Annotated in this window: 1 protein-coding gene, 3 rRNA genes and 16 pseudogenes; 6 read left to right on the top strand and 14 right to left on the bottom strand. The window is 67.0% G+C overall.

The window, feature by feature from the left end; translation table 11 throughout:
* Nucleotides 1-91 precede the first annotated feature (91 nt).
* The 3 genes and pseudogenes from RBJ77_RS36055 to RBJ77_RS36045 all read right to left on the bottom strand — a co-directional run.
* Nucleotides 92-400 (bottom strand): annotated as a pseudogene (locus RBJ77_RS36055) (glutamyl-tRNA reductase); the annotation flags it as partial.
* 48 nt (nucleotides 401-448) lie between these two features.
* Nucleotides 449-1,262 (bottom strand): annotated as a pseudogene (locus tag RBJ77_RS36050) (redox-sensing transcriptional repressor Rex).
* A gap of 304 nt (nucleotides 1,263-1,566) precedes the next feature.
* The gene (locus tag RBJ77_RS36045) at nucleotides 1,567-1,764 is read right to left on the bottom strand and encodes a glutaredoxin family protein (protein WP_372348808.1); all 198 of its coding nucleotides are present in this window, start codon (nucleotides 1,762-1,764) and stop codon (nucleotides 1,567-1,569) included.
* 247 nt (nucleotides 1,765-2,011) lie between these two features.
* Here RBJ77_RS36045 and RBJ77_RS36040 point away from each other — a divergent pair.
* The 4 pseudogenes from RBJ77_RS36040 (at nucleotide 2,012) to RBJ77_RS36025 (ending at nucleotide 5,503) form a co-directional block, all read left to right on the top strand.
* Nucleotides 2,012-2,951, top strand: a pseudogene (locus RBJ77_RS36040) (HAD family hydrolase).
* A 338-nt stretch (nucleotides 2,952-3,289) separates the two neighbouring features.
* Nucleotides 3,290-3,740 (top strand): annotated as a pseudogene (locus RBJ77_RS36035) (sigma factor); the annotation flags it as partial.
* 206 nt (nucleotides 3,741-3,946) lie between these two features.
* Nucleotides 3,947-4,051 (top strand): annotated as a pseudogene (locus RBJ77_RS36030) (RNA polymerase subunit sigma-24); the annotation flags it as partial.
* 247 nt (nucleotides 4,052-4,298) lie between these two features.
* Nucleotides 4,299-5,503 (top strand): annotated as a pseudogene (locus tag RBJ77_RS36025) (DUF5667 domain-containing protein).
* A 76-nt stretch (nucleotides 5,504-5,579) separates the two neighbouring features.
* Here RBJ77_RS36025 and RBJ77_RS36020 read toward each other — a convergent pair.
* The 11 genes and pseudogenes from RBJ77_RS36020 to RBJ77_RS35970 all read right to left on the bottom strand — a co-directional run bounded on the left by RBJ77_RS36020 (nucleotide 5,580) and on the right by RBJ77_RS35970 (nucleotide 19,923).
* Nucleotides 5,580-6,627: pseudogene (locus RBJ77_RS36020) on the bottom strand (lysophospholipid acyltransferase family protein).
* A 21-nt stretch (nucleotides 6,628-6,648) separates the two neighbouring features.
* Nucleotides 6,649-7,714: pseudogene (locus tag RBJ77_RS36015) on the bottom strand (NAD-dependent epimerase/dehydratase family protein); the annotation flags it as partial.
* A 512-nt stretch (nucleotides 7,715-8,226) separates the two neighbouring features.
* Nucleotides 8,227-8,373: pseudogene (locus RBJ77_RS36010) on the bottom strand (excisionase family DNA-binding protein).
* A 168-nt stretch (nucleotides 8,374-8,541) separates the two neighbouring features.
* A pseudogene (locus tag RBJ77_RS36005) lies at nucleotides 8,542-9,355 on the bottom strand (phosphatase).
* Nucleotides 9,356-9,459: 104 nt separating this feature from the next.
* Nucleotides 9,460-10,645 (bottom strand): annotated as a pseudogene (locus tag RBJ77_RS36000) (acetoin utilization protein AcuC).
* Nucleotides 10,605-11,847 (bottom strand): annotated as a pseudogene (locus tag RBJ77_RS35995) (MFS transporter); the annotation flags it as partial. The pseudogenes RBJ77_RS36000 and RBJ77_RS35995, both read right to left, overlap by 41 nt.
* A gap of 96 nt (nucleotides 11,848-11,943) precedes the next feature.
* Nucleotides 11,944-12,581 (bottom strand): annotated as a pseudogene (locus RBJ77_RS35990) (HAD family hydrolase); the annotation flags it as partial.
* A gap of 78 nt (nucleotides 12,582-12,659) precedes the next feature.
* Nucleotides 12,660-12,776, bottom strand: a 5S ribosomal RNA gene (gene rrf / locus RBJ77_RS35985).
* An 89-nt stretch (nucleotides 12,777-12,865) separates the two neighbouring features.
* Nucleotides 12,866-15,985, bottom strand: a 23S ribosomal RNA gene (locus RBJ77_RS35980).
* 312 nt (nucleotides 15,986-16,297) lie between these two features.
* A 16S ribosomal RNA gene (locus RBJ77_RS35975) occupies nucleotides 16,298-17,822 on the bottom strand.
* The 16S, 23S and 5S rRNA genes sit together here, the layout of an rRNA operon.
* A gap of 710 nt (nucleotides 17,823-18,532) precedes the next feature.
* Nucleotides 18,533-19,923 (bottom strand): annotated as a pseudogene (locus RBJ77_RS35970) (cation:dicarboxylate symporter family transporter).
* 151 nt (nucleotides 19,924-20,074) lie between these two features.
* On the opposite strand from RBJ77_RS35970, the pseudogene RBJ77_RS35965 reads away from it, so the two are divergent.
* Nucleotides 20,075-21,791 (top strand): annotated as a pseudogene (locus RBJ77_RS35965) (ATP-binding protein).
* 21 nt (nucleotides 21,792-21,812) lie between these two features.
* Nucleotides 21,813-22,470: pseudogene (locus tag RBJ77_RS35960) on the top strand (response regulator).
* Nucleotides 22,471-22,485 lie beyond the last annotated feature (15 nt).

Below are 22,485 nucleotides of genomic sequence, written 5' to 3'. Positions count from 1 at the left end.
GGTATTGCTTCCCGATTCAGTTATAATGGTGGGTGTTTAACCGTTTCGCATTTATCGTGAAACGCTTTCGCGTTTTTCGTGCGCCGCTTCACTGGCCGAGGATCTGGCCCTGTGACCACCATCGAGTCGAACCCGCGCACGCCACCGAGAACAGGTGGTGCCGCCCGGTCTCGTAGTGCACATAAAGATAGGGTAGGCTCAAGCCGAGACCCACGCCACTGTGCTGCGCGAGCAGCGTCGACAACTCGGCGACACCGGCGTGGAACTTGTCCACGTCGGCGTACGAGCTCGATGCGATTGCAGGTGGCGGAGGACGGCGGCCTCGGCGGCCGGCTCGGCGGCAGAGGGTGTCCTGGAGCGGCTTGGCCTGGGTGTCCCACGGCAGGCGCAGCGCGCTCAGGACGCTGACCGGTGCGCTGCGGTGGCTCCGGCCCGACGACGGGGAGACTCATGCCGGCATCACGGCGGGCACGTCCCCGTCGGGTCCCTTGCGGTCGTCGCCTGCGGTGGGCGGAAGTGACCTTGGCGGCCGGGCCCTCGAGCACCGACGCCGGCGCCCTCGGTGCCGTCGACCGCGCCCTCGCCGGCCTTGCGCTGCTCTCGTGGAACGCGGGATCTGCAAGCTCGATGGAGAGGTCGACCTTGCGCACGTCGACGCCCAGTCCGGCACGGACAGGACGAGTCGAGCGCGAAGTTCAGAGGATGGAGGTGACACCGGCGGCGACGAGAAGCGGTCCAGCAGACCTGCTGCGCGGCGACCGGCCGTCGCGATGACGCTCGATGGACACGCCGTTCTCGTCGGCGATCTTCTCGAGGTCGTCGGCGTGCTGCACTGGACATCCCGGCGACGGACTTGCCGGTCATCGCGGGACTCGGCGTCGATCAGCGCCGCGACGACGGAAGCCGCGCGAGGCGAACCCCACCGTAATTGGCCGGCGGCGCGCGCCGGGGTTACCGATACCGGCCATCACGATCGGCCAGTCCTGCGTGAGGCCCAGCTCGCGCGAGATCCTGGTGCGGGTACTCTGACGGTGTGCCAGACGCCCGGTCCCGTACGAGCCGAGGTGCAGAAGTCGCTTGCGCAGCTTCGCGGAGTTGACCCCGCGGCGGCCGCGAGCTCCTCGGAGAGACCGTGGGCACCGAGGAAGCGCTCCACGACCAGAGCGGTGAGGGCTCGGAGGTACAGCGGAAGCCTGGCGACGGTGGCCTCGGAATGCACCTCGGCTGCGGGTCGCCGGTCGGTGAGTTCGGCCCGGTGCCACGGTGCTCCTGCGGGTAGAAGCGGGGCTGTGGGCGGGCACAGGTACGCCTTGATCGTGATCCGAGACCTGCGCCGTCGGAATGCAGGAGCTATGTCTTTGTGAACGCGTGCACAAAGATGGTGTCGGTTGCCCGGCCAACGTGACCGGGGTCACGCGCCCCGGGCGCGATCCTGGAACCGGCGCGCAGGCGCTTCGTTGCTCACCTGAGGGGGCCAAAAAACCGCACACCTTCCTTACGATCCACGCCCCGAGACCAAAGCCGCCCTCGATCTAAGCGACTTTCGGGGCCAGTTGGACTCCTCGGTCAGTGACTTGTGCGACGGCCTAGCGCGTCAGTGCCGTATCGCAGCCGCTCCTCCTTCACGCGCCAGAAGTCGTGCTGCTCTCGTCGACGAGAACGACCGGGATCTGCTCCCAGTACTTGCGGTACAGCTCCTCGTCCTCTGTTGATGTCCTTCTTCTCCCAGGAGGCGCCGACCTCGGCGCAGACCTTCTCGATCACCACCTGTGCGTCATCACACAGATGGCACCCGCTCACCGATCAGGGTGACGACCCGGTCCTCAGGACTCTTCTTCTCACCGCGGCGAAAGATGGGGCTCATACCGGCCATTCTCGCCCCACCGGCCGATCCCGTACGACCCACTTCCGCGCCTTCCGGGGCCCGGAGCAGCCGAGAGTTCACACACCGGCAGCCTTCCGAAATCCTCTCGACTCCGGATGCACCGAACAGACTGGCTATGCTCGCCGCATGGCCGCTCTTGGATGGCTCACACCCTCGTAGGCGCTCCGCCACCGCGCGGAGCGTGCTGGCCGGCGAGGCCTCGGCCGATGGGCCGCCCGCAAGTCCTCCCAGGAGATCGAGGACCAGGCGCCCCCCGCCCGAAGGCGATCAGGAGCCGGAGTTCCCGGTCTTCGGCGACGACAAGGCCGCCGCCCTCTCTTCGACCTGGACAACACCGTGATGCAGGGCGCCGCGATCTTCCACTTCGGTCGCGGCCTGTGCAAGCGGAAGTTCTTCCAGCGCCGCGAGCTGACCCGGTTCGCCTGGCAGCAGGCGTGGTTCAGGATCGCCGGCGTCGAGGACCCCGAGCACATGCAGGACGCCCGCGACAGCGCGCTGTCCATCGTCAAGGGCCACCGCGTCTCCGAGCTGATGTCGATCGGCGAGGAGATCTGCGACGAGTACATGGCGGAGCGGATCTGGCCCGGCACCCGTGCCCTGGCGCAGGCCCACCTGGACGCCGGGCAGAAGGTCTGGCTGGTCACGGCCGCCCCCGTCGAGATCGCCACGGTCATCGCCCGCCGCTCAGGGCCTGACCGGCGCCCTCGGCACGGTCGCCGAGTCGATCGGCGGCGTTCACACGGGCAAGCTCGTCGGCGAACCGCTGCACGGCCCCGCGAAGGCCGAGGCCGTCCGCGCGCTCTCCGCCGAGGGCCTGGAGCTCGGCCGCTGCGCCGCTTACAGCGACTCCCACAACGACATCCCGATGCCTTCGCTCGTCGGGCACCCGTACGCGATCAACCCCGACGCCAAACTGCGCAAGTACGCGCGCGAGCGGGACTGGCGGCTGCGCGACTACCGCACCGGCCGCAAGGCCGCGAAGGTCGGCATCCCCGCGGCGGCCGGCGTCGGCGCGGTCGCGGGCGGCACGGCGGCGGCGATCGCACTGCACCGACGCCGCCGCTGACGGCATTCCGACTGCTTACCCGTGGCCGGGCCCCCCGCCAGTCACGCGGATATCACTCGGCCACAACGCGTCACGGCCGCAACCGGAACATGACCTAATCCGATCAACAAGTGGTCACTCTCAGGTACTTGAACCATCGCCGATCAGCTACAGAAGTGACGTAATCGATGATTTGAGCAACTGGGTGTAGCGCTCCCTGCACAGCGCTGTTCATTCCTCAGACGCGTCCCCGTACCGACACGTCAGCACGACGGTGAACGGTCCCGCACTGCACGTGATGGAAGCTCTGCCTCTGGGAGTCCCGTGCTTTCCAACACGTCGGGGTTGACGCCTCGGGCCTGGCTACGCTGCGCGCAGCGGTCGTGGACCGCTTGCGCGGCTTCGTCCCCACTGCGTACGCCGTCCCCGCCCTCGCCGCCGTCCCTGCGCCGGCCGGTCCAGTGCTTCACCATGGCCGACGGCAGGGGCCGCCACCGTGGGCAGACGCGCGCGCCCGGCCGCCGGCGCGTCCGGTACGTCCACGCCCGCGCCGTCCCGCCGCGGACAGCGACAGCGCCCGCATGATGGACCTGGTCGAGCGCTGCGAGGCCGGTGAAGCCGATGCCTTCGGCCGGCTCTACGACCAGTACAGCGACACCGTGTACCGCCACATCTACTACCGCGTCGGCGGGAAGGCGACGGCGGAGGACCTCACCAGCGAGACCTTCCTGCGCGCCCTGCGCCGCATCGGCACCTTCACCTGGCAGGGGCCGCGACTTCGGCGCCTGGCTGGTCACGATCGCGCGCAATCTGGTCGCGGACCACTTCAAGTCGAGCCGCTTCCGCCTCGAAGTGACCACGGGCGAAATGCTCGACGCGAACGAGGTGGAGCGTTCACCGGAGGACTCGGTCCTGAGTCCCTGTCGAACGCGCGGCGCTCCTGGACGCCGTGCGGCGGCTGAAACCCGCAGCAGCAGGAGTGCGTCACGCTCCGCTTCCCGCAGGGCCTTTCCGTCGCCGAGACGGCCCGGGTGATGGGCAAGAACGAGGGCGCGATCAAGACCCTCCAGTACCGAGGCGGTCCGCACCCTCGCACGCCTGCTCCCGACGACGCGCGCTGATCGTTCGTGTCACCGCGCGCGACGCTCAACTCCACCTTCTGTGAAAGCCAGATGCTTTCGCGGTCGGATCATCTTTCGTCCGTAACCCGAGCGCCAAGCCGCTCGTTGTGCGGGATGCAGGCTCCCTGTGGTCACGTCCGGTCCCGGTTCCACTCACTGATCGAGTGCAAGCGGCTCGGGCGTGCAACCCTCAGGACCTCTGGGAGTCGACATGGGAGTCGACCGTCGGCGAGAGGAGGTGCCGCCAGTGATCGCGAATGTATCGGCACACCGGCGGGCGAACGCCTTCGCCCAGGCCCTGGAGGACCAGTCCGACCGGGACGCGGCGGCGCAGCAGCCGGGGATCCGGCCGACCGACCGAGCAGGGCAGGCTCCTGAGCCTGGCCACGGGCCTCGGCGAGCTGCCCACACCGGAGCTGGACCTCGAGGTGAAGGTGGTGCAGCGGGCGCAGCTCGCGCCGCCATGGCGAGGCCATGCCCAGGAGGGCGGGGCAGGCACTTCGGTACCGGAGCAGCGCACCAGACCAGGGCGCCCACCGGGGCGGCCTCCTGCGCAAGCTCCGGCCGCGTTCGCCTGTCCACGCATCGCCGCGGGCGGCTCACGGTCGGTGTGGCCGCGGGCGCGTTCGGCGGAGGGCCGCCGCGAGTTCAGACGTGCCCTGCCGGGTGACCACCTCTACGGCCTCAACGCGCGGCATGGAAGATCTCAAGCTCGGCATGGCGGACGGCGACTCCGACCGCGGGCAGATCTACCTGGACCAGGCGTCGACGCGGCTGAACGAGGCGCGCCGGCTGATGGACCGCGGCCGTAGCAGGGCACCTCGACCACGAGTCCGTGGGCGAGGTCCGCAGGGCGCTCTCCGGGATGCCCGGTACGACGCGTCCGAGGGCCACCGGCTGCTGAGCGAGGCGTACAAGCGGGACGGCTCGCTCGGCGATCCAGGCTTTCGTCGGTTCTCCCGCGTCGCACCAGCAGAGCTGGACCGCCCTGAGCGACAAAGCTCCCGGTCCGCTGGGCGACGTCAGGAACCAGGTGAGGCTCGGTCTTCGACGCCATAGACCAAGAGGTGGACCCGCTGCGCTCGCTGCTGCCGCAGCCTCCCGACCAGGGCGGCTCACCGGGCACCGGGTCCAGCGGCGGCGGTACGTCACCGGGCGCGTCGGCACCGACCGGCTCGACCCCGTCCGGCTCCGCCGACAGCCACCGCGGTGGCTCGGTTCGACGAAGCCCAAGCCGTCCAGCTCCGGCACCGGCAAGGCCGAGGACGGCCTCCTCGGCGAAACCACGGGCGGCCTCCTGGACCCGCCGAAGGACGAGTCGACCCCGACCCCGTCTCTCCGGCAAGTCCGGCTCCACCGGCACGGGTTCGGCCAAACCGGACTGACCCTGCCCCCGCTCCTCCCTCCGGCCTGCTGCCCGGCCTGGGCATCGACGGCGAGGACGCGAAGTAGCTCCGCGGCAAGAAAGGGGCGCGGACCTGGTCCCCGCGCCCCCTCACCGCACCGGCATCTCGGCGCCGGCCGCCCGTCAGAAGAACACCGACCTCCGCTGCACCAACAACTTGTACAGCGTGTGCTGGATCTGCTCCCGCACCTGGTCCGTCAGGCTGAACATCAGCATCGGATCCTCGGCCGCCTCCGGCGGATACCCGTCCGTCGGGATCGGCTCACCGAACTGGATCGTCCACTTCGTCGGCAGCGGCACCGCCCCCAACGGACCCAGCCACGGGAACGTGGGCGTGATCGGGAAGTACGGGAAACCGAGGACACGCGCGAGCGTCTTCGCGTTGCCGATCATCGGGTAGATCTCCTCCGCCCCGACGATCGAGTTATCGGCACGATCGGCGTCCCGGCGCGCAGGGCCGTGGACGACGAAGCCGCCGCGGCCGAACCGCTGCAACTTGTACCGCTCGCTGAACGGCTTGCCGATGCCCTTGAAGCCCTCCCGGCAGCGACGCCGACCAGCTCACCGACCTCGAGCAGCCGCTGCGCGTCACTCCCGCACAGGCCAGCGTGTGCCCGGCCTTGCGCGCCAGCTCGTTCACCACCGGCAGCATGAACACCAAGTCGGCGGCCAGGAGCCGCAGATGGCGCTCGGCCGGGTGGTTGTCGCACGGCGACCTGCAGGCATCAGGCCGTCCAGCGGCAGCGTCCCCGAGTGGTTGGAGACGATCAGCGCCCCCGCCCTCCGACGGGATGTTCTCGACGCCCTTCACCTCGACCCGAAGTACTTCTCCGCGATCGGCCGCAGCAGCGACATCAGGACCTGGTCGGTGAGTTCCTTGTCGTAGCCGAACTCGTCGACGTCGTAGTCCCCGGTGATCCGGCGCCGCAGGAACGAGAGCCCGCCCGCGATCCGCCGGTCCCAGCCAGCCCGCCTCGGGCTTCTCCGGCACGGCGGGCTCGGGTTCGGGCACGGGCACGGCTCGCTGCACGGGCAGCGGCTGCACCTCGCGTACGGGCAGCGGGCTCGCCCTGCGCCGGCCGCTGCCCCGGGCCTCTGCGGCGCACGGCGCTTTGCCGGCCGCCCCTCGAGACCTGTCGTCGTCGAACGGAATGACCTTGGCGTCCGCCATCGTTGATGCGCTCCTCAGTGTGGCGCTCTGCGTCGGGGGGTGGCTGGGCGCGGGCGCCGCCCAGACGGGCAGTGCAGCGTCCGGTCCACGGCCCCCGCGAGGGCCTGAGGCGGCAGCAGCAGCCCCGGCCGCGTACGAAGTCCGCGAAGGCCTCGGCGGTCGTGTACTTGGGCCGGTATCCCAGTGTGTCGCGCAACCGTCGTCGACACCACCCGCCCGTGCGTGAGCAGCCTGATCTGCTCGGGCGAGAAGTCCGTCGCACCCAGCGTACGCAGCGCGCTGCCGACTCCAGGTCACGGCCGGCAGCAGAGACGAACGGTCGGCCGGCCGAGCCGCCGCGAGCACCGTGAGGCAGCAGCACGCCGTCACCTGCGACGTTGAACGTCCCGCTGTTGAGCGTGCCACGCGCCGGATCGTGCGAGGCGATCCGCAGCGCACCTCGATGACATCAGTCCCTCGTGCACTGCACACTGCAGCCGCGGGTCGTAGCCGAAGACGGTCGGCAGGACCGGCAGCGAGAGTACTCGGCGAGCGGCGAATCGGCCGTCGGACCCAGGATGTTGGCGAACCGCAGCACGCACACCGCGACGTCGGGCCGGCGCCGGGCGAACCCGCGCACGTACCCTCGACCTCGACGGTAAACTCCTTCGCGAAGCCGCCGCTCGGCAGCGACTTCGGCAGCGTCGTCTCAGTGAACACGGCCGGGTCCCGCGGCGCCGACCCGTACACGTTCGTACTCGACTTCACGACCAGCCGCTTCACCTGCGGCGACTTCTGGCACGCTCCGAGCAGCTGCATCGTGCCGATGACGTTGGTCCCTCCTTGACCGAGCCGCGGCCGCCACTGGCCAGCGGCGTCCCGGTCACGTCCATGTGCACCACGGTGTCGACGGAGTGCTCGCGAGCACCCGCGCGATCGTCGGCTGGCGATGATCCGCCTGGAGGAAGTCGGCACCGCCCAGATGGTGCGCGGGCGGCATCGGCGTCCAACTCGATCACTCCGGTCCACCTCCGATCACGCTGGATCCGTCGGACGAACCAGCCCCCAGTTGCCGGGCCACCCCGGTCACGAGCACGACCTTGCCCAAAGACCGGCGCACCACCTTCCGTCCCAGCCCCGCCCGCGCCCGCATGCTCTGCCGCGTGGTCACGTTATCGCTCGATGCTGCGCTGTGATGACTCAGCACAGTGCAGGAAGTGACGGCAGCCACAGATATACGTACAAGCCTGAACGAACCGCGTGCCCACAACGCACTGTGGCCCTCCCACCGCGGTGAAAGGGCCACAGAAACGCGCTTTCTCGCAGCGGTCGCTCGCTACTTGTTGCGACGCGTTGCACGCGGGTGCAGCTTCAGCAGCTGCGGTGCTTCTGCTTAGCCATCCGCTTACGCCGCTTTCTGGGATAACAGAGCCCGCGACTACCCGCGCTCACTTCTGGGACAACCCCCGCTGTGCGGACAATCACTCAGCAGCGCTTCGAACTGGGATTGGCCCACACTGACCGGCCGAGGGGCTAGCCTACCCCGCCCGAGCGCCGAGCCAGAAATCGAGGGCTTCCGGGGGCTACGGGATCCAGCCCGCATCCACCCTCACATAGGACTCAGCAGGGCAGGTACTCGTGGACCCGCTTGCTCGGGGACACGAAGCTCCGCCCCACACCCGGATCGCGGGCAGATGACCGCTGTGCACCAACCGGTACGCGGTCATCTTGGACACTGCATGACCGGGCGACTTCCGCCACGGTCAGGAACTACACCTCGTTCAGAGGCCTACTCTCACCAGCAGCCATGACACACCTGAACCTTCCGCCCTGACGGCCACCGGCTTCCCCTTCCGGTGACTCAACGTCGTTGCGTGCTCACTCCCAATGTAGGGCGGGTGGTGCGAGTGGGGAAGAGGAGCAGCGATCGGCCGCCTACTGTGACAGACACGCTCGATTGGTACATAGCGAGTAAGCGGTCGGTAGTAATCAGACCGCACTGTAGCGTCATCAAGCGGAACGACGACGACACCCGCCCTCGGCCTCACCGACGAACAGCGCGGGATCGTCCGTATCGGCCAGGCCGATGGCCTCGAACCCCAACTGACCTGCACCGCAGGCCCACCCGTGGTCCCCCACGACAAGCCCGGAAGCGGTTCGCCGGCCTCCGCGAGGCGGCAGAGCGGTACGAACCGGGAGTGGCGAGTGGGTGTGCGCGCCCGTCTCGCTTCCGGGCGGCCACGCGTCGGGTTCGCGCACCAGCGCAGCTCCTCGTACGTAGTCAAGGTTGTACGTACGTAGTCCAAACCGGGTCGTTATGTCGACACTGTGACCCTGCGCCGGGGTGAGACGGGACATCCACCGCCGACAGGGCGTCGGCCAGGAAAGCGTAGAAACCGAGCAATCGGTGCGGATGTCCCGTTCCGAAGAGCACGGGAGACCTGGTGTCAGCGGCCCGCGCGAGCCGGTCGGCGAAGGCGTCGAGGGCCGCGAGCGTCCGTTCCGGATCGATGACGTCGTGCCCGTCGGTGTGGCGGATCGCCCGACACCCCGCACTTGTCGGCCATCAGCGCGAGCGAGTCCCGCTGCCCCCAGGACCACTCGGGGTCGAGCCCGAAGCAGCACGCGCGCGCGCGGGTCCCGGGCCTCGAACGGCCGGTAACTGCGCAGACTCTCCCTCGCGGAGGTCGCCACGTCCCGGCAAGCCGGGCGCCAACAGATGCGCACGCAGGGCGCCGGTGCTCAACACGCGCTTGAAATGCTGGCGCATTGCCGCAGCCCACCCGCCAAAACAGAAACACCCCACAGTCGGAGTAACGCCCACGCCGTCGAGCGCACCCGCCGCGGCCCGCCCTAGGGCAGCAACCCCCGCAACGGGAAAGCCGCCTTGCGGGTCGCGAGGATCGCCTGGTCGAGCCCGGTCGGCCGGGTCGTACCCCGCCTCCCACTCCCGGTACGCGACGGGCCACGCCCATCGGTCATCCCGCACCGGCCCCAACTGCCGCGTACGAGCGAAGACTTGCTGCCGCCACCCCTCGGGAATCACCGTCTCGGGCGCGATCTCCCGCCCGCCGGCGATGCCCACCAGATGCGTCCACGACCGCGGCACCACATCGACCACGGCGTATCCGCCGCCGCCCAGCGCGACCCACCGGCCGTCCGCGTACGCGTGCGCGAGCTCGTGACAGGCCACCTGCACCGCGCTGCGCGTCCAGCGGAGACCGCCAGGTGCGCGAGCGGGTCCTCGAAGTGGGTGTCCGCCCCGTGCTGGGTCACGAGGACCTGCGGCCCGGAACTCCGCGAGCAGCTCCGGCACCACGGCGTGGAACGCCCGCACCCAGCCGGCGTCCCCGGTCCCGGCCGGCGGGGCGACGTTCGGCCGTCCCCTCGGCGGGCCCGGCGGCCCCGGTCTCCTCCGGCCATCCGGGTCTGCGGGAACAGGGTCACGGATGCTCGTGCAGCGAGATCGTCAGGACCCGCGGGTCCTCAGAACGCGGCCTGCACGCCCGTCCTCCCGTGGTGCACGTCGACGTCCACGTACGCGACGCGCCCGCGCCGAGCTCCAGCAGCCGGGCGATCGCCAGCGCCGCGTCGTTGTACACGCAGAACCCGGAGGCGGCGCCCGGCGTCGCGTGGTGCAGCCCGCCCGCGAGAAGTTCACCGCGCGCAGGGCCTCACCGCGCCACACCGGCCTCGGCGGCCCCCACCGACCGGCGCGATCAGCGCGACACCCTCGTGCATCCCGGCGAAGGCCAGGGTCGTCGACGCGGTCCCGGAGCCCGTACGCCTGGTCGGCCGCCGACCGGATCCGCGGACGCGGCCTTGACCGCCTCCACGTAGTCCTCCGCGGTGCACGAGCCGCAGCGCGTCGAGTCGCCGGGCGCTTGGCCGCGACGACGTCCACGTCCCGGTCGAGGCCCGAAAGGCATCCACCAGGCCCCGGGTCAGCTCCAGTCTGACCGGATCCATCGGGTGCCCGGGTCCGAAGTCATACCCTCGCTACCGCCGGGTCCCACATCAACCGCGCGCGGCCGCTCATGCCCGCCACCGTATCGGCCCGCCCACGCCGCCGACGAAGGGGCGTACACGAGGTGTCACCAGGACAAGCGCCATCGGCACCAGCATCGCCCCGCGATAACTCCACGCATCCCAGAGCGCCCACGAGCGGCGAACCCGCAGAAAACCCACGTAGTTGAAGATATTGAGCCGCGCGCCACGGCGGCGTCTCCGGACGCCCTGGGAGACATCCGCCCGGCGGCGGCGAAGGTCTGCGGCACGATCACACACGCTGAGCCCCAGCAGAGTGAACCCGAGCATCCCCACCCAGGGCCCCGGCGCCACGGCCACCACTGCCGAACCCGGCAGCCGCCGCAGCGGCCCCCAGCCGCACCGCAGCACCGCGGAACTGCCGCACTCCACGTCGCCCATCGCCCGCCCGACGAGGCGTCGCTGACCATGTAGACGTTGTACGGGACGGTCGACAGCTGCTCCGAGCTCCCCCAGCGCGTCCTGCAGGTGCGGCGCTCCAGTTGGAGACCGTCGAGTCACCGATGTACGCGAAGGACACATCACCAGGCACAGCGGCAGCGGCATCCTGAAGACGACCCGCCCTGCCTCCTGCGCACCGCGCTCCTGGCTCCCTCTGCGGCCTCCTGGGCCCCTCCACCGTCGACGTACCACCGGCTCCCCACCAGGCACAGCACCAGCTGGCACCACGGACACCGGCAGATAGGACACGAACAGCGACGGGTCCCCAGTGCGCCCCGACCCACGCCAGCGACGCCCCCACGATCCCGCCCAGGCTGTACGAGGCGTGGAACCTGAGGCATGATGCTGCGCCCGTACGCCCTCTGCAGGCTCACCCCGAGCATGTTCATCGAGGCGTCCAGCGCTACGGCAAAGCCGAACGCGGCGAGAGCGCGACCGGCCTCCACTCAACGAGTCCCGGCGCCGACCCCGAGCAGCGCCGAGGAGCACGACGGGCTGCGACCACCGCACAGCACCCGGCACGGGCCGCACCCGCTTCACGAGCCGTTTCCGACTGCACACGCTGCCGACGCCGGCGAGGATCACCGGCACGGCGGCGAGGAGAGACGGGCAGCAGCCCGTCCGATATCCCGTACTGGTCCTGGATCGCAGGGAATCCGCAAAGTCACCAGCAGCGCGGAACGCCGCGCCCTGCGCGAAGAAGCTGAACGCCAGCGACCTCCGCCCCCCACCGCAGCGCACCTGATATGCCATCGAGTCCCATCGGTCATGGCGGCACGGCGTATGGCCCCGCCCTACCAGTGGGTAGATGGATCCACAAAACCATGGGACCGACCGTGACCTCAGGGCCAGCAGCCGCGGCAGCTCGCGCATGTCACCCGAAGAGCCCGTTCACTCCCGACGAGCCGCTCCGCCGGGATTCAGCGGCCGTGAACCCGTACACGTCCATCCCGGCGGCGACGGCTTGCCTGCACCCCGGAAGCGGACTGTCCCCGACGACCACGCACTTCTCCGGAGCCACGCCCATCCGCTCCGCGGCGTACAGGACAGATCGGGCGCCGGCTTCCCGCACGTCCTGCGAGGCTGGGCACGAGCCCGTCCCTCGAACGCTCGTCGGCCCGGGTCTTCTCGGTGCCCGACCCGAATCCGCTCATGACTCCCGGACGACCCCACGCAGCACGGCACCTCGTCGGCGGTCAGCTTTCTCCCAGCACCTCCACGACACCGGCGACCGGCTCCAACTCCCGCTCGAAAGCGGCGAAGACCCGCCCGTGAAAACACCTCGTCGAAGTCCTCGGGAAGCCGCTGCCCGGTCCGCTCCAGGACGAGATCGTGTACGCGGTGCATGGCGGCGCCCATGCGTAATCCCGCGGGGACTCCTCCGTACGAGGTCGGGTGCCCGGAGCTCGGTGAGATAGCCGGCCAGGGAGCGTATTGGAGATCGGCTCGCTGTCGACCAGAACACCGTCATTGTCGAAGATGACCACCTCGTAGTACGCCTATCCAGACCTAAACGCAGAGAAAGCTCCGGACCGTATCCCGGTCCGGGGCTTCTCTCAAACTTTGTTCGGCGGCGTCCTACTCTCCCACAGGGTCCCCCCTGCAGTACCATCGGCGCTGTGAGGCTTAGCTTCCGGGTTCGGAATGTAACCGGGCGTTTCCCTCACGCTATGACCACCGAAACACTATGAAACTGTCAACCGGAGCCGTAGCCAATCGGCTTCGACGGTTGTTCATGGTTTCAGAACCAACACAGTGGACGCGAGCAACTGAGGACAAGCCCTCGGCCTATTAGTACCAGTCACCTCCACACCTTACGGTGCTTCCAGATCTGGCCTATCAACCCAGTCGTCTACTGGGAGCCTTAACCCCTCAAAGGGGGTGGGAATACTCATCTCGAAGCAGGCTTCCCGCTTAGATGCTTTCAGCGGTTATCCTTTCCGAACGTAGCCAACCAGCCATGCCCTTGGCAGGACAACTGGCACACCAGAGGTTCGTCCGTCCCGGTCCTCTCGTACTAGGGACAGCCCTTCTCAATATTCCTACGCGCACAGAGGATAGGGACCGAACTGTCTCACGACGTTCTAAACCCAGCTCGCGTACCGCTTTAATGGGCGAACAGCCCAACCCTTGGGACCGACTCCAGCCCCAGGATGCGACGAGCCGACATCGAGGTGCCAAACCATCCCGTCGATATGGACTCTTGGGGAAGATCAGCCTGTTATCCCCGGGGTACCTTTTATCCGTTGAGCGACGGCGCTTCCACAAGCCACCGCCGGATCACTAGTCCCGACTTTCGTCCCTGCTCGACCCGTCGGTCTCACAGTCAAGCTCCCTTGTGCACTTACACTCAACACCTGATTACCAACCAGGCTGAGGGAACCTTTGGGCGCCTCCGTTACTCTTTGGGAGGCAACCGCCCCAGTTAAACTACCCATCAGACACTGTCCCTGATCCGGATCACGGACCGAGGTTAGACATCCAGCACGACCAGAGTGGTATTTCAACGACGACTCCCCAACCACTGGCGTGGCTGGTTCACAGTCTCCCACCTATCCTACACAAGCCGAACCGAACACCAATATCAAACTGTAGTAAAGGTCCCGGGGTCTTTCCGTCCTTCTGCGCGAAACGAGCATCTTTACTCGTAGTGCAATTTCACCGGGCCTATGGTTGAGACAGTCGAGAAGTCGTTACGCCATTCGTGCAGGTCGGAACTTACCCGACAAGGAATTTCGCTACCTTAGGATGGTTATAGTTACCACCGCCGTTTACTGGCGCTTAAGTTCTCAGCTTCGCACGCCCGAAAGCGCACTAACCGGTCCCCTTAACGTTCCAGCACCGGGCAGGCGTCAGTCCGTATACATCGCCTTACGGCTTCGCACGGACCTGTGTTTTTAGTAAACAGTCGCTTCTCGCTGGTCTCTGCGGCCACCCCCAGCTCACGGAGCAAGATCCGATCACCGGTGATGGCCCCCCTTCTCCCGAAGTTACGGGGGCATTTTGCCGAGTTCCTTAACCATAGTTCACCCGAACGCCTCGGTATTCTCTACCTGACCACCTGAGTCGGTTTAGGGTACGGGCCGCCATGAAACTCGCTAGAGGCTTTTCTCGACAGCATAGGATCATCCACTTCACCACAATCGGCTCGGCATCAGGTCTCAGCCTTATGTGCGACGGATTTACCTACCGCACGGCCTACACCCTTACCCCGGGACAACCACCGCCCGGGCTGGACTACCTTCCTGCGTCACCCCATCACTCACCTACTACCAGCTTGGTTCAGCGGCTCCACCACTTTCCTTTCCCCGAAGGGTCCGGAACGGCTTCACGGCCTTAGCATCACTGGATTCAATGTTTGACGCTTCACAGCGGGTACCGGAATATCAACCGGTTATCCATCGACTACGCCTGTCGGCCTCGCCTTAGGTCCCGACTTACCCTGGGCAGATCAGCTTGACCCAGGAACCCTTAGTCAATCGGCGCACACGTTTCTCACGTGTGTATCGCTACTCATGCCTGCATTCTCACTCGTGAACCGTCCACAACTGCCTTCCGGCGCTGCTTCACCCGGCACACGACGCTCCCCTACCCATCCCAGCGGCGTTGGCCCTCATGCTGGAATGACACGACTTCGGCGGTACGCTTGAGCCCCGCTACATTGTCGGCGCGGAATCACTAGACCAGTGAGCTATTACGCACTCTTTCAAGGGTGGCTGCTTCTAAGCCAACCTCCTGGTTGTCTCTGCGACTCCACATCCTTTCCCACTTAGCGTACGCTTAGGGGCCTTAGTCGATGCTCTGGGCTGTTTCCCTCTCGACCATGGAGCTTATCCCCCACAGTCTCACTGCCGTGCTCTCACTTACCGGCATTCGGAGTTTGGCTAAGGTCAGTAACCCGGTAGGGCCCATCGCCTATCCAGTGCTCTACCTCCGGCAAGAAACACACGACGCTGCACCTAAATGCATTTCGGGGAGAACCAGCTATCACGGAGTTTGATTGGCCTTTCACCCCTAACCACAGGTCATCCCCAGGTTTTCAACCCTGGTGGGTTCGGTCCTCCACGAAGTCTTACCTCCGCTTCAACCTGCCCATGGCTAGATCACTCCGCTTCGGGTCTTGAGCGCGCTACTGAATCGCCCTATTCGGACTCGCTTTCGCTACGGCTTCCCCACACGGGTTAACCTCGCAACACACCGCAAACTCGCAGGCTCATTCTTCAAAAGGCACGCAGTCACGACTGTATGTGCAAGCCCATACAGCGACGCTCCCACGGCTTGTAGGCACACGGTTTCAGGTACTATTTCACTCCGCTCCCGCGGTACTTTTCACCATTCCCTCACGGTACTATCCGCTATCGGTCACCAGGGAATATTTAGGCTTAACGGGTGGTCCCGCCAGATTCACACGGGATTTCTCGGGCCCCTGTGCTACTTGGGTGTCTCTTAAACGAGCCGCTGATGTTTCGACTACGGGGGTCTTACCTCTACGCCGGACCTTTCGCATGTCCTTCGCCTACATCAACGGTTTCTGACTCGTCTCACAGCCGGCAGACTGTGAAAAAGAGATCCCACAACCCCCCAAGCGCAACCCCTGCCGGGTCTCACACGCTTAAGGTTTGGCCTCATCCAGTTTCGCTCGCCACTACTCCCGGAATCACGGTTGTTTTCTCTTCCTGCGGGTACTGAGATGTTTCACTTCCCCGCGTTCCCTCCACACTGCCTATGTGTTCAGCAGCGGGTGACAGCCCATGACGACTGCCGGGTTTCCCCATTCGGAAACCCCGGATCAAAGCCTGGTTGACGACTCCCGGGGACTATCGTGGCCTCCCACGTCCTTCATCGGTTCCTGGTGCCAAGGCATCCACCGTGCGCCCTTAAAAACTTGGCCACAGATGCTCGCGTCCACTGTGCAGTTCTCAAACAACGACCAACCACCCGTCACACACCAAGAACCTTGAGTGCTACACCGGGGCCGGCACTGAAGGCAGCCGTAACCGGCCGTACCTTCAGATACCCAACAGCGTGCCCGGCACCGACCGTCCCTCCCTTCATGTTCCACGCTCTGAAGCAGTACTAGTGAGAAGACGACCGATCGTGCCGAATAATCAACGTTCCACCCATGAGCAACCACCGTCGAACGTTTGCCGACGTACTGGCCCTGGACCACCAAGCAAGCTTGGCGAGCCTAGATGCTCCTTAGAAAGGAGGTAGATCCAGCCGCACCTTCCGGTACGGCTACCTTGTTACGACTTCGTCCCAATCGCCAGTCCCACCTTCGACAGCTCCCTCCCACAAGGGGTTGGGCCACCGGCTTCTGGGTGTTACCGACTTTCGTGACGTGACGGGCGGTGTGTACAAGGCCCGGGAACGTATTCACCGCAGCAATGCTGATCTGCGATTACTAGCAACTCCAACTTCATGGGGTCGAGTTGCAGACCCCAATCCGAACTGAGACCGACTTTTTGAGATTCGCTCCACCTTGCGGTATCGCAGCTCATTGTATCGGCCATTGTAGCACGTGTGCAGCCCAAGACATAAGGGGCATGATGACTTGACGTCGTCCCCACCTTCCTCCGAGTTGACCCCGGCGGTCTCCTGTGAGTCCCCATCACCCCGAAGGGCATGCTGGCAACACAGAACAAGGGTTGCGCTCGTTGCGGGACTTAACCCAACATCTCACGACACGAGCTGACGACAGCCATGCACCACCTGTACACCGACCACAGGGGGCGCCTGTCTCCAGACGTTTCCGGTGTATGTCAAGCCTTGGTAAGGTTCTTCGCGTTGCGTCGAATTAAGCCACATGCTCCGCTGCTTGTGCGGGCCCCCGTCAATTCCTTTGAGTTTTAGCCTTGCGGCCGTACTCCCCAGGCGGGATACTTAATGCGTTAGCTGCGGCACCGACGACGTGGAATGTCGCCAACACCTAGTATCCACCGTTTACGGCGTGGACTACCAGGGTATCTAATCCTGTTCGCTCCCCACGCTTTCGCGCCTCAGCGTCAGTAATGGCCCAGAGATCCGCCTTCGCCACCGGTGTTCCTCCTGATATCTGCGCATTTCACCGCTACACCAGGAATTCCGATCTCCCCTACCACACTCTAGCCTGCCCGTATCGACTGCAGACCCGGGGTTAAGCCCCGGGCTTTCACAACCGACGCGACAAGCCGCCTACGCGCCCTTTACGCCCAATAATTCCGGACAACGCTTGCGCCCTACGTATTACCGCGGCTGCTGGCACGTAGTTAGCCGGGCTTCTTCTGCAGGTACCGTCACTTTCGCTTCTTCCCTGCTGAAAGAGGTTTACAACCCGAAGGCCGTCATCCCTCACGCGGCGTCGCTGCATCAGGCTTTCGCCCATTGTGCAATATTCCCCACTGCTGCCTCCCGTAGGAGTCTGGGCCGTGTCTCAGTCCCAGTGTGGCCGGTCGCCCTCTCAGGCCGGCTACCCGTCGTCGCCTTGGTGAGCCACTACCTCACCAACAAGCTGATAGGCCGCGGGCTCATCCTTCACCGCCGGAGCTTTGAACCCTCCCCATGCGAGGAGGAGTGTTATCCGGTATTAGACCCCGTTTCCAGGGCTTGTCCCAGAGTGAAGGGCAGATTGCCCACGTGTTACTCACCCGTTCGCCACTAATCCACCCCGAAGGGCTTCATCGTTCGACTTGCATGTGTTAAGCACGCCGCCAGCGTTCGTCCTGAGCCAGGATCAAACTCTCCGTGAATGTTTCCCCGTGATCGGGGTGACACCACGAGAGCGGAACACCGGGAGGAATAATCCCGATGTTCACAGCGTCCTCGCTGTGCGCCTTCCCCGGTGAAGGAGAAGGACTTTTTCAAAGGAACCTCGTCCCGGCCTGATGACCGGAGACGGGGTATCAACATATCTGGCGTTGATTTTTGGCACGCTGTTGAGTTCTCAAGGAACGGACGCTTCCTTGTACTCACCCTCTCGGGCTTTCCTCCGGGCGCTTCCCTTCGGTCTTGCTGTCTTGCGTTTCCGACTCTATCAGATCTTTCCGATCCGATTTCCTCGGGCTCTTGCTGGTCTTGCTTTTCGCTTTCCGGCCTTTCGGCTTTCCTGCGGTGTTGACTCTATCAGATCCTTTCGGGCCTGATTCCCAGTCAACCGCCCCCCGCGTTAGCGGAGTTTGATGCTGTGCCTTCCCGGCTGTTGGGCCGTTCCGACGTCCCAAACATTAGCGGATCCCGCCACGGCAGTTCCTAATCGGACCGATCAGGACAGCCGCAGCCCAATTTCGAAATGAATTCGGACATGCCGAAATCAATCCCATGGGGAGATCGTGCCGAGGTTGGGTGCCGCTCGCGCGGCGGGAGGTGCTGCCCAGGCCTCGTGGCCCGGACAACTCGCAGGACGACGCCACGATCGCCGGTAGTACAAACCGGCGATCGTGGCGTGGAGCTGGGAGCGGAGTCAGGCGTTCACGGGTTCCTTCTCCGTGGACGGGCCGCCGTCCCGCGGCGTCGGGACCTCCGCGTCGCCCGCGCCCGTGTCGAGGAGCGTGCGCTCGTCGAACGGGAGGTCGCCGGCGAGCAATCTGCTTCACCCGGTCCCGGTCCACTTCCCGGTCCACGTACCGATGAGCAGCGTGGCCACCGCGTTGCCCGCGAAGTTCGTCAGGCGCGGGCCTCGCTCATGAAGCGGTCGATGCCGATGATGAGGCCGACGCCGTCCACGAGGCCGGGCTTGTGGGACTGGAGGCCGCTCGCGAGGACGGCGATGCCGGAGCCGGAGACGCCCGCGGCGCCCTTCGGACGCGACCATCATGAAGAGGAGCAGGCCGATCTGCTGGCCGATGCTCATGGGCTGGTCCATGGCGTCGGCGATGAAGAGGGACGCCATGGTCAGGTAGATCATGGTGCCGTCGAGGTTGAAGGAGTAGCCGGTCGGGACGGTGATGCCGACGACCGGGCGGGAGACGCCGAGGTGCTCCATCTTCGCGATCAGGCGCGGCAGGGCCGACTCCGACGACGAGGTCGGAGAGGATGAGGAGGAACTCCCGGCCCAGGTACTTGAGCAGCGAGAAGATGTAGCCCGTCGCGAGGCGGAGGATCGCCGCCAGGACCACGCCGACGAACAGGGCGCAGGTGACGTAGAAGCCGATCATGATGGTGGCGAGGGCCTTGAGGGCGTCGACGCCCGTCTCGCCGATGACCGCGGCCATCGCGCCGAAGGCGCTCGACCGGGGCGGCCCACGATCATGCCAGGGACGCGGAAGACCAGTCGCTGGATGTGCTCGATGCCGCGCAGGACGCGTTCGCCGCCGCGGCCCATGGCCTGGAGCGCGAAGCCGACGAGGAGCGCCACAGGAGGGTCTGGAGGACCTGGCCCTCGGTGAAGGCGGGAGACAGGGGTCGCCGGATGATGCTCGAGGACGAAGTCGACCGGTCCCTCGGCCGCTTCCTCGGCCGCCGTGTGACCGACGTCCTTGGTGGCGTCGGTGAGGTGCATGCCGGTGCCGGGGTCGAGGATGTTGCCGACGCATCAGGCCGATGGGCGCGAGGCCACGACCGACATCACGATAAGTAGCCGAGGGCGAGGCCGCCGACCTTGCCGATCTTGGCGGCCTTCCGTACCGAGCCGACGCCCAGGACGATGGGTGCAGAAGATGATCGGGCGATCATCATCTTGATCAGGGTTCATGAAGCCCGTGCCGACGGGCTGAGCTCCTTGGCGAAGTCGGGCCAGATGAAGCCCACGGCGATGCCGAGGAGCACCGCCACGATCACGGCGATGTAGAGATAGTGGGTGCGGTCCCGCTTCGCGGCGGGCGTTTTGGTGGTCGCGGTCCCGTTCTCGGCCACGGCTCCTCCCGACGACGTCGTCGGCGTACTGGATCACCGCAGTGCGTGCGGCTCACGTCCTGCGAATCCCGGTGACTGTCTCCCAGGCGGTGAGCACTGTCACCCTTCCGTTCATTTAGTTCGCGCTTATACGAACAGGCAGACTGGGCCCATGCGTCTCCCCTGTCCCCGCAGCCTGGCCGGCCAGCTCTTCGCCATGCAGGCCGTGCTCGTGGCGGTCGTTGTGGCGGGGTGCGCCCTGTTCACGTACGTCAGTGACCGGGGGCAGGCGGAGACCGCGGCGCGGCGGCGGGCGACGGCCGCGGCGACGGCGGTGGCCGACGCCGGTTCGGTGCGCGAGGCGATCATGGAGTCGGCGGATCCGACGGTGAGCCTGCAGCCGTACGCGACGGACGTGCAGCGGCACGCGGGCGTCGACTTCGTGACGATCATGGACACGGGCCCGGGGATCCGCTGGACGCATCCGGACCGGCACCAGATCGGCGAGCGGTTCCTCAGGCACATCGGCCCCCGCGCTGAAGGGGGAGACGTTCTCGGAGACGTACACGACGCTCGGGGCCTCGGTGCGGGTGGTCACTCCGGTGTACGACGGTGGTGGCCGGGTCGTGGGCCTGGTCAGCGCCGGGATCACCATCGACGAGATCACGGAGCAGGCGCGGGGGCAGGTGCTCGCGGTGGCCGGTGTCGCGCTGGCCGCGCTGGTGCTCGGCGGCATCGGTACGTATGTGATCAACGCGGCCTGCGCCGTCATACGCACGGTATGAACGCTCACCGAGCTGAGCCGGATGCACGCCCATCACCAGGCGAGCGCTGCACGCGGTCCGTGAGGGGCTGGTGATGCTCGACGGGCAGCGGCGGGTGGCGCTCATCAACGACGGGGCGCGGGAGCCGCTCGGGGTGGGGGACGACGCGGGTGGGGCGGTCGGTGGCCGAGCTCGGGCTGCCGGCGCCGCCGACCGGGGCGCTCACGCGGCGGAGCCGCGGGTGGACGAGGTGCATCTGACGGCGGCCGGGTCGTGGTGGTGAACACCTCGCCGGTGACCAGTGAGAACCGGCGCGGCACCGTGGTCACGTTGCGCGATCACACCGAGTTGCAGTCGGTGATGGGCGAGCTGGACTCGGAGCGGGGGTTCGCGCAGGCGTTGCGGTCGCGAGGCGCACGAGGCCGCGAACCGGCTGCACACCGTGGTGTCGCTGATCGAGCTGGGGCGGGCCGACGAGGCGGTCGACTTCGCGACGGCGGAGCTGGGAGCTGGCGCAGGCGCTGACCGACCAGGTGGTGGGGCGCCGTGAGCGAGCCGGTGCTGGCGGCGCGCTGCTCGAAGGCCGCGCAGGCCAACGAGCACGGGGTGGAGCTGGTGTCCGGCCGACACTCGGATCGACGACGGGCTGCTGCCGCGAGACGCTGCCGGCGCGGGATCTGGTGACGGGTGCTGGGGAGTCTGATCGACAACGCGCCGTGGACGCGGCGCAGGGTCTCGCCCGCGCGCCCGGGTCACGTCACCGCCCGCGCGGAGGGCGACGGGCTGCTGCTGCGGAGTGGCGGACTCCGGTCCCGGGTGTGGAGCCGGAGCACGCCGACGCCGTGTTCGAGCGGGCTGGTCGACGAAGCCGGCCGGTCCGCACGGGCGGGGCGCCGGGCTCGCGCTCGTCCGGCAGGCCGTGGCGCGCGCGGTGGTGGCACGCTGGAGCTGGCCGCGGCGGAGGGCGGTGCCGTGTTCACGGTCGCCCTGCCGCTGGGCGCCGTACTCGCCTCGCACCGCGCCGGGACGTCACCACCACGAGGGGACGCCACCACGGCGGACGCCGTCACGCCGGACGCCGTGCCGCCGGACGCCGCTACGACATTTCCGAAGCGCACACCATGACGGACGCCCACATCCAAGGTCCTGGTCGTCGAGGACGATCCTGCGGCGGGCCGACGCGCACGCCCTGTACGTGGACCGCGTGACCGGCTTTCCGCACGGTCGCCCGGGCGCGCACACGCCGCGCGCGCGGCGTGGTACTGGAGCCGCACGGCGGTCGATCTGATCCTGCTGGACCCGGCACTCCGCCGGACGGGCACGGTCCGGCGCTCGCCCGCTCGCTGCGAGCTGCCGGGCACCACGCGGACGTGATCGCGGTGACCTCGGCCCGTGATCTTGCGGTGGTCCGTGAGGGGGTGTCGCTGGGGGTGGTGCAGTACGTGCTGAAGCCGTTCACGTTCGCCAGCGCTGCGCGACCGGCTGGTGCGGTACGCCGAGTACCGACCACGTCGGGGAGGCGACCGGGCAGACGAGGTCGACCGGGCGCTGGCCAATCTGCGCTCGCCCGCGCCGGCCGCGCTGCCGAAGGGACTGAGCGCGCCGACGTCTGGAGCGGGGTCACGCAGGCGCTGCGGGAGGGGTCGCCGGAAGGTCTGACGGCGGCGGTGGCCGCGGAGACGGTGGGCATCTCGCGGATCACGGCGCGGCGCTATCTGGAGCACCTGGTCGACTCTGCGCGCGGCGCGCAGTCCGCAGTACGCGGTGTGGGCCGCCCCGGCAGTTGATCTACACCTGGTGCTAGCCGCGGCGGGCGGCC

Source organism: Streptomyces sp. KL116D, assembly GCF_030766975.1.
In the GTDB taxonomy this organism is placed as follows: Bacteria; Actinomycetota; Actinomycetes; order Streptomycetales; family Streptomycetaceae; genus Streptomyces; species Streptomyces longispororuber_A.
The sequence above is the reverse complement of the archived record's forward strand: the minus strand, read 5'-3'. Positions and strand labels throughout refer to the sequence as shown.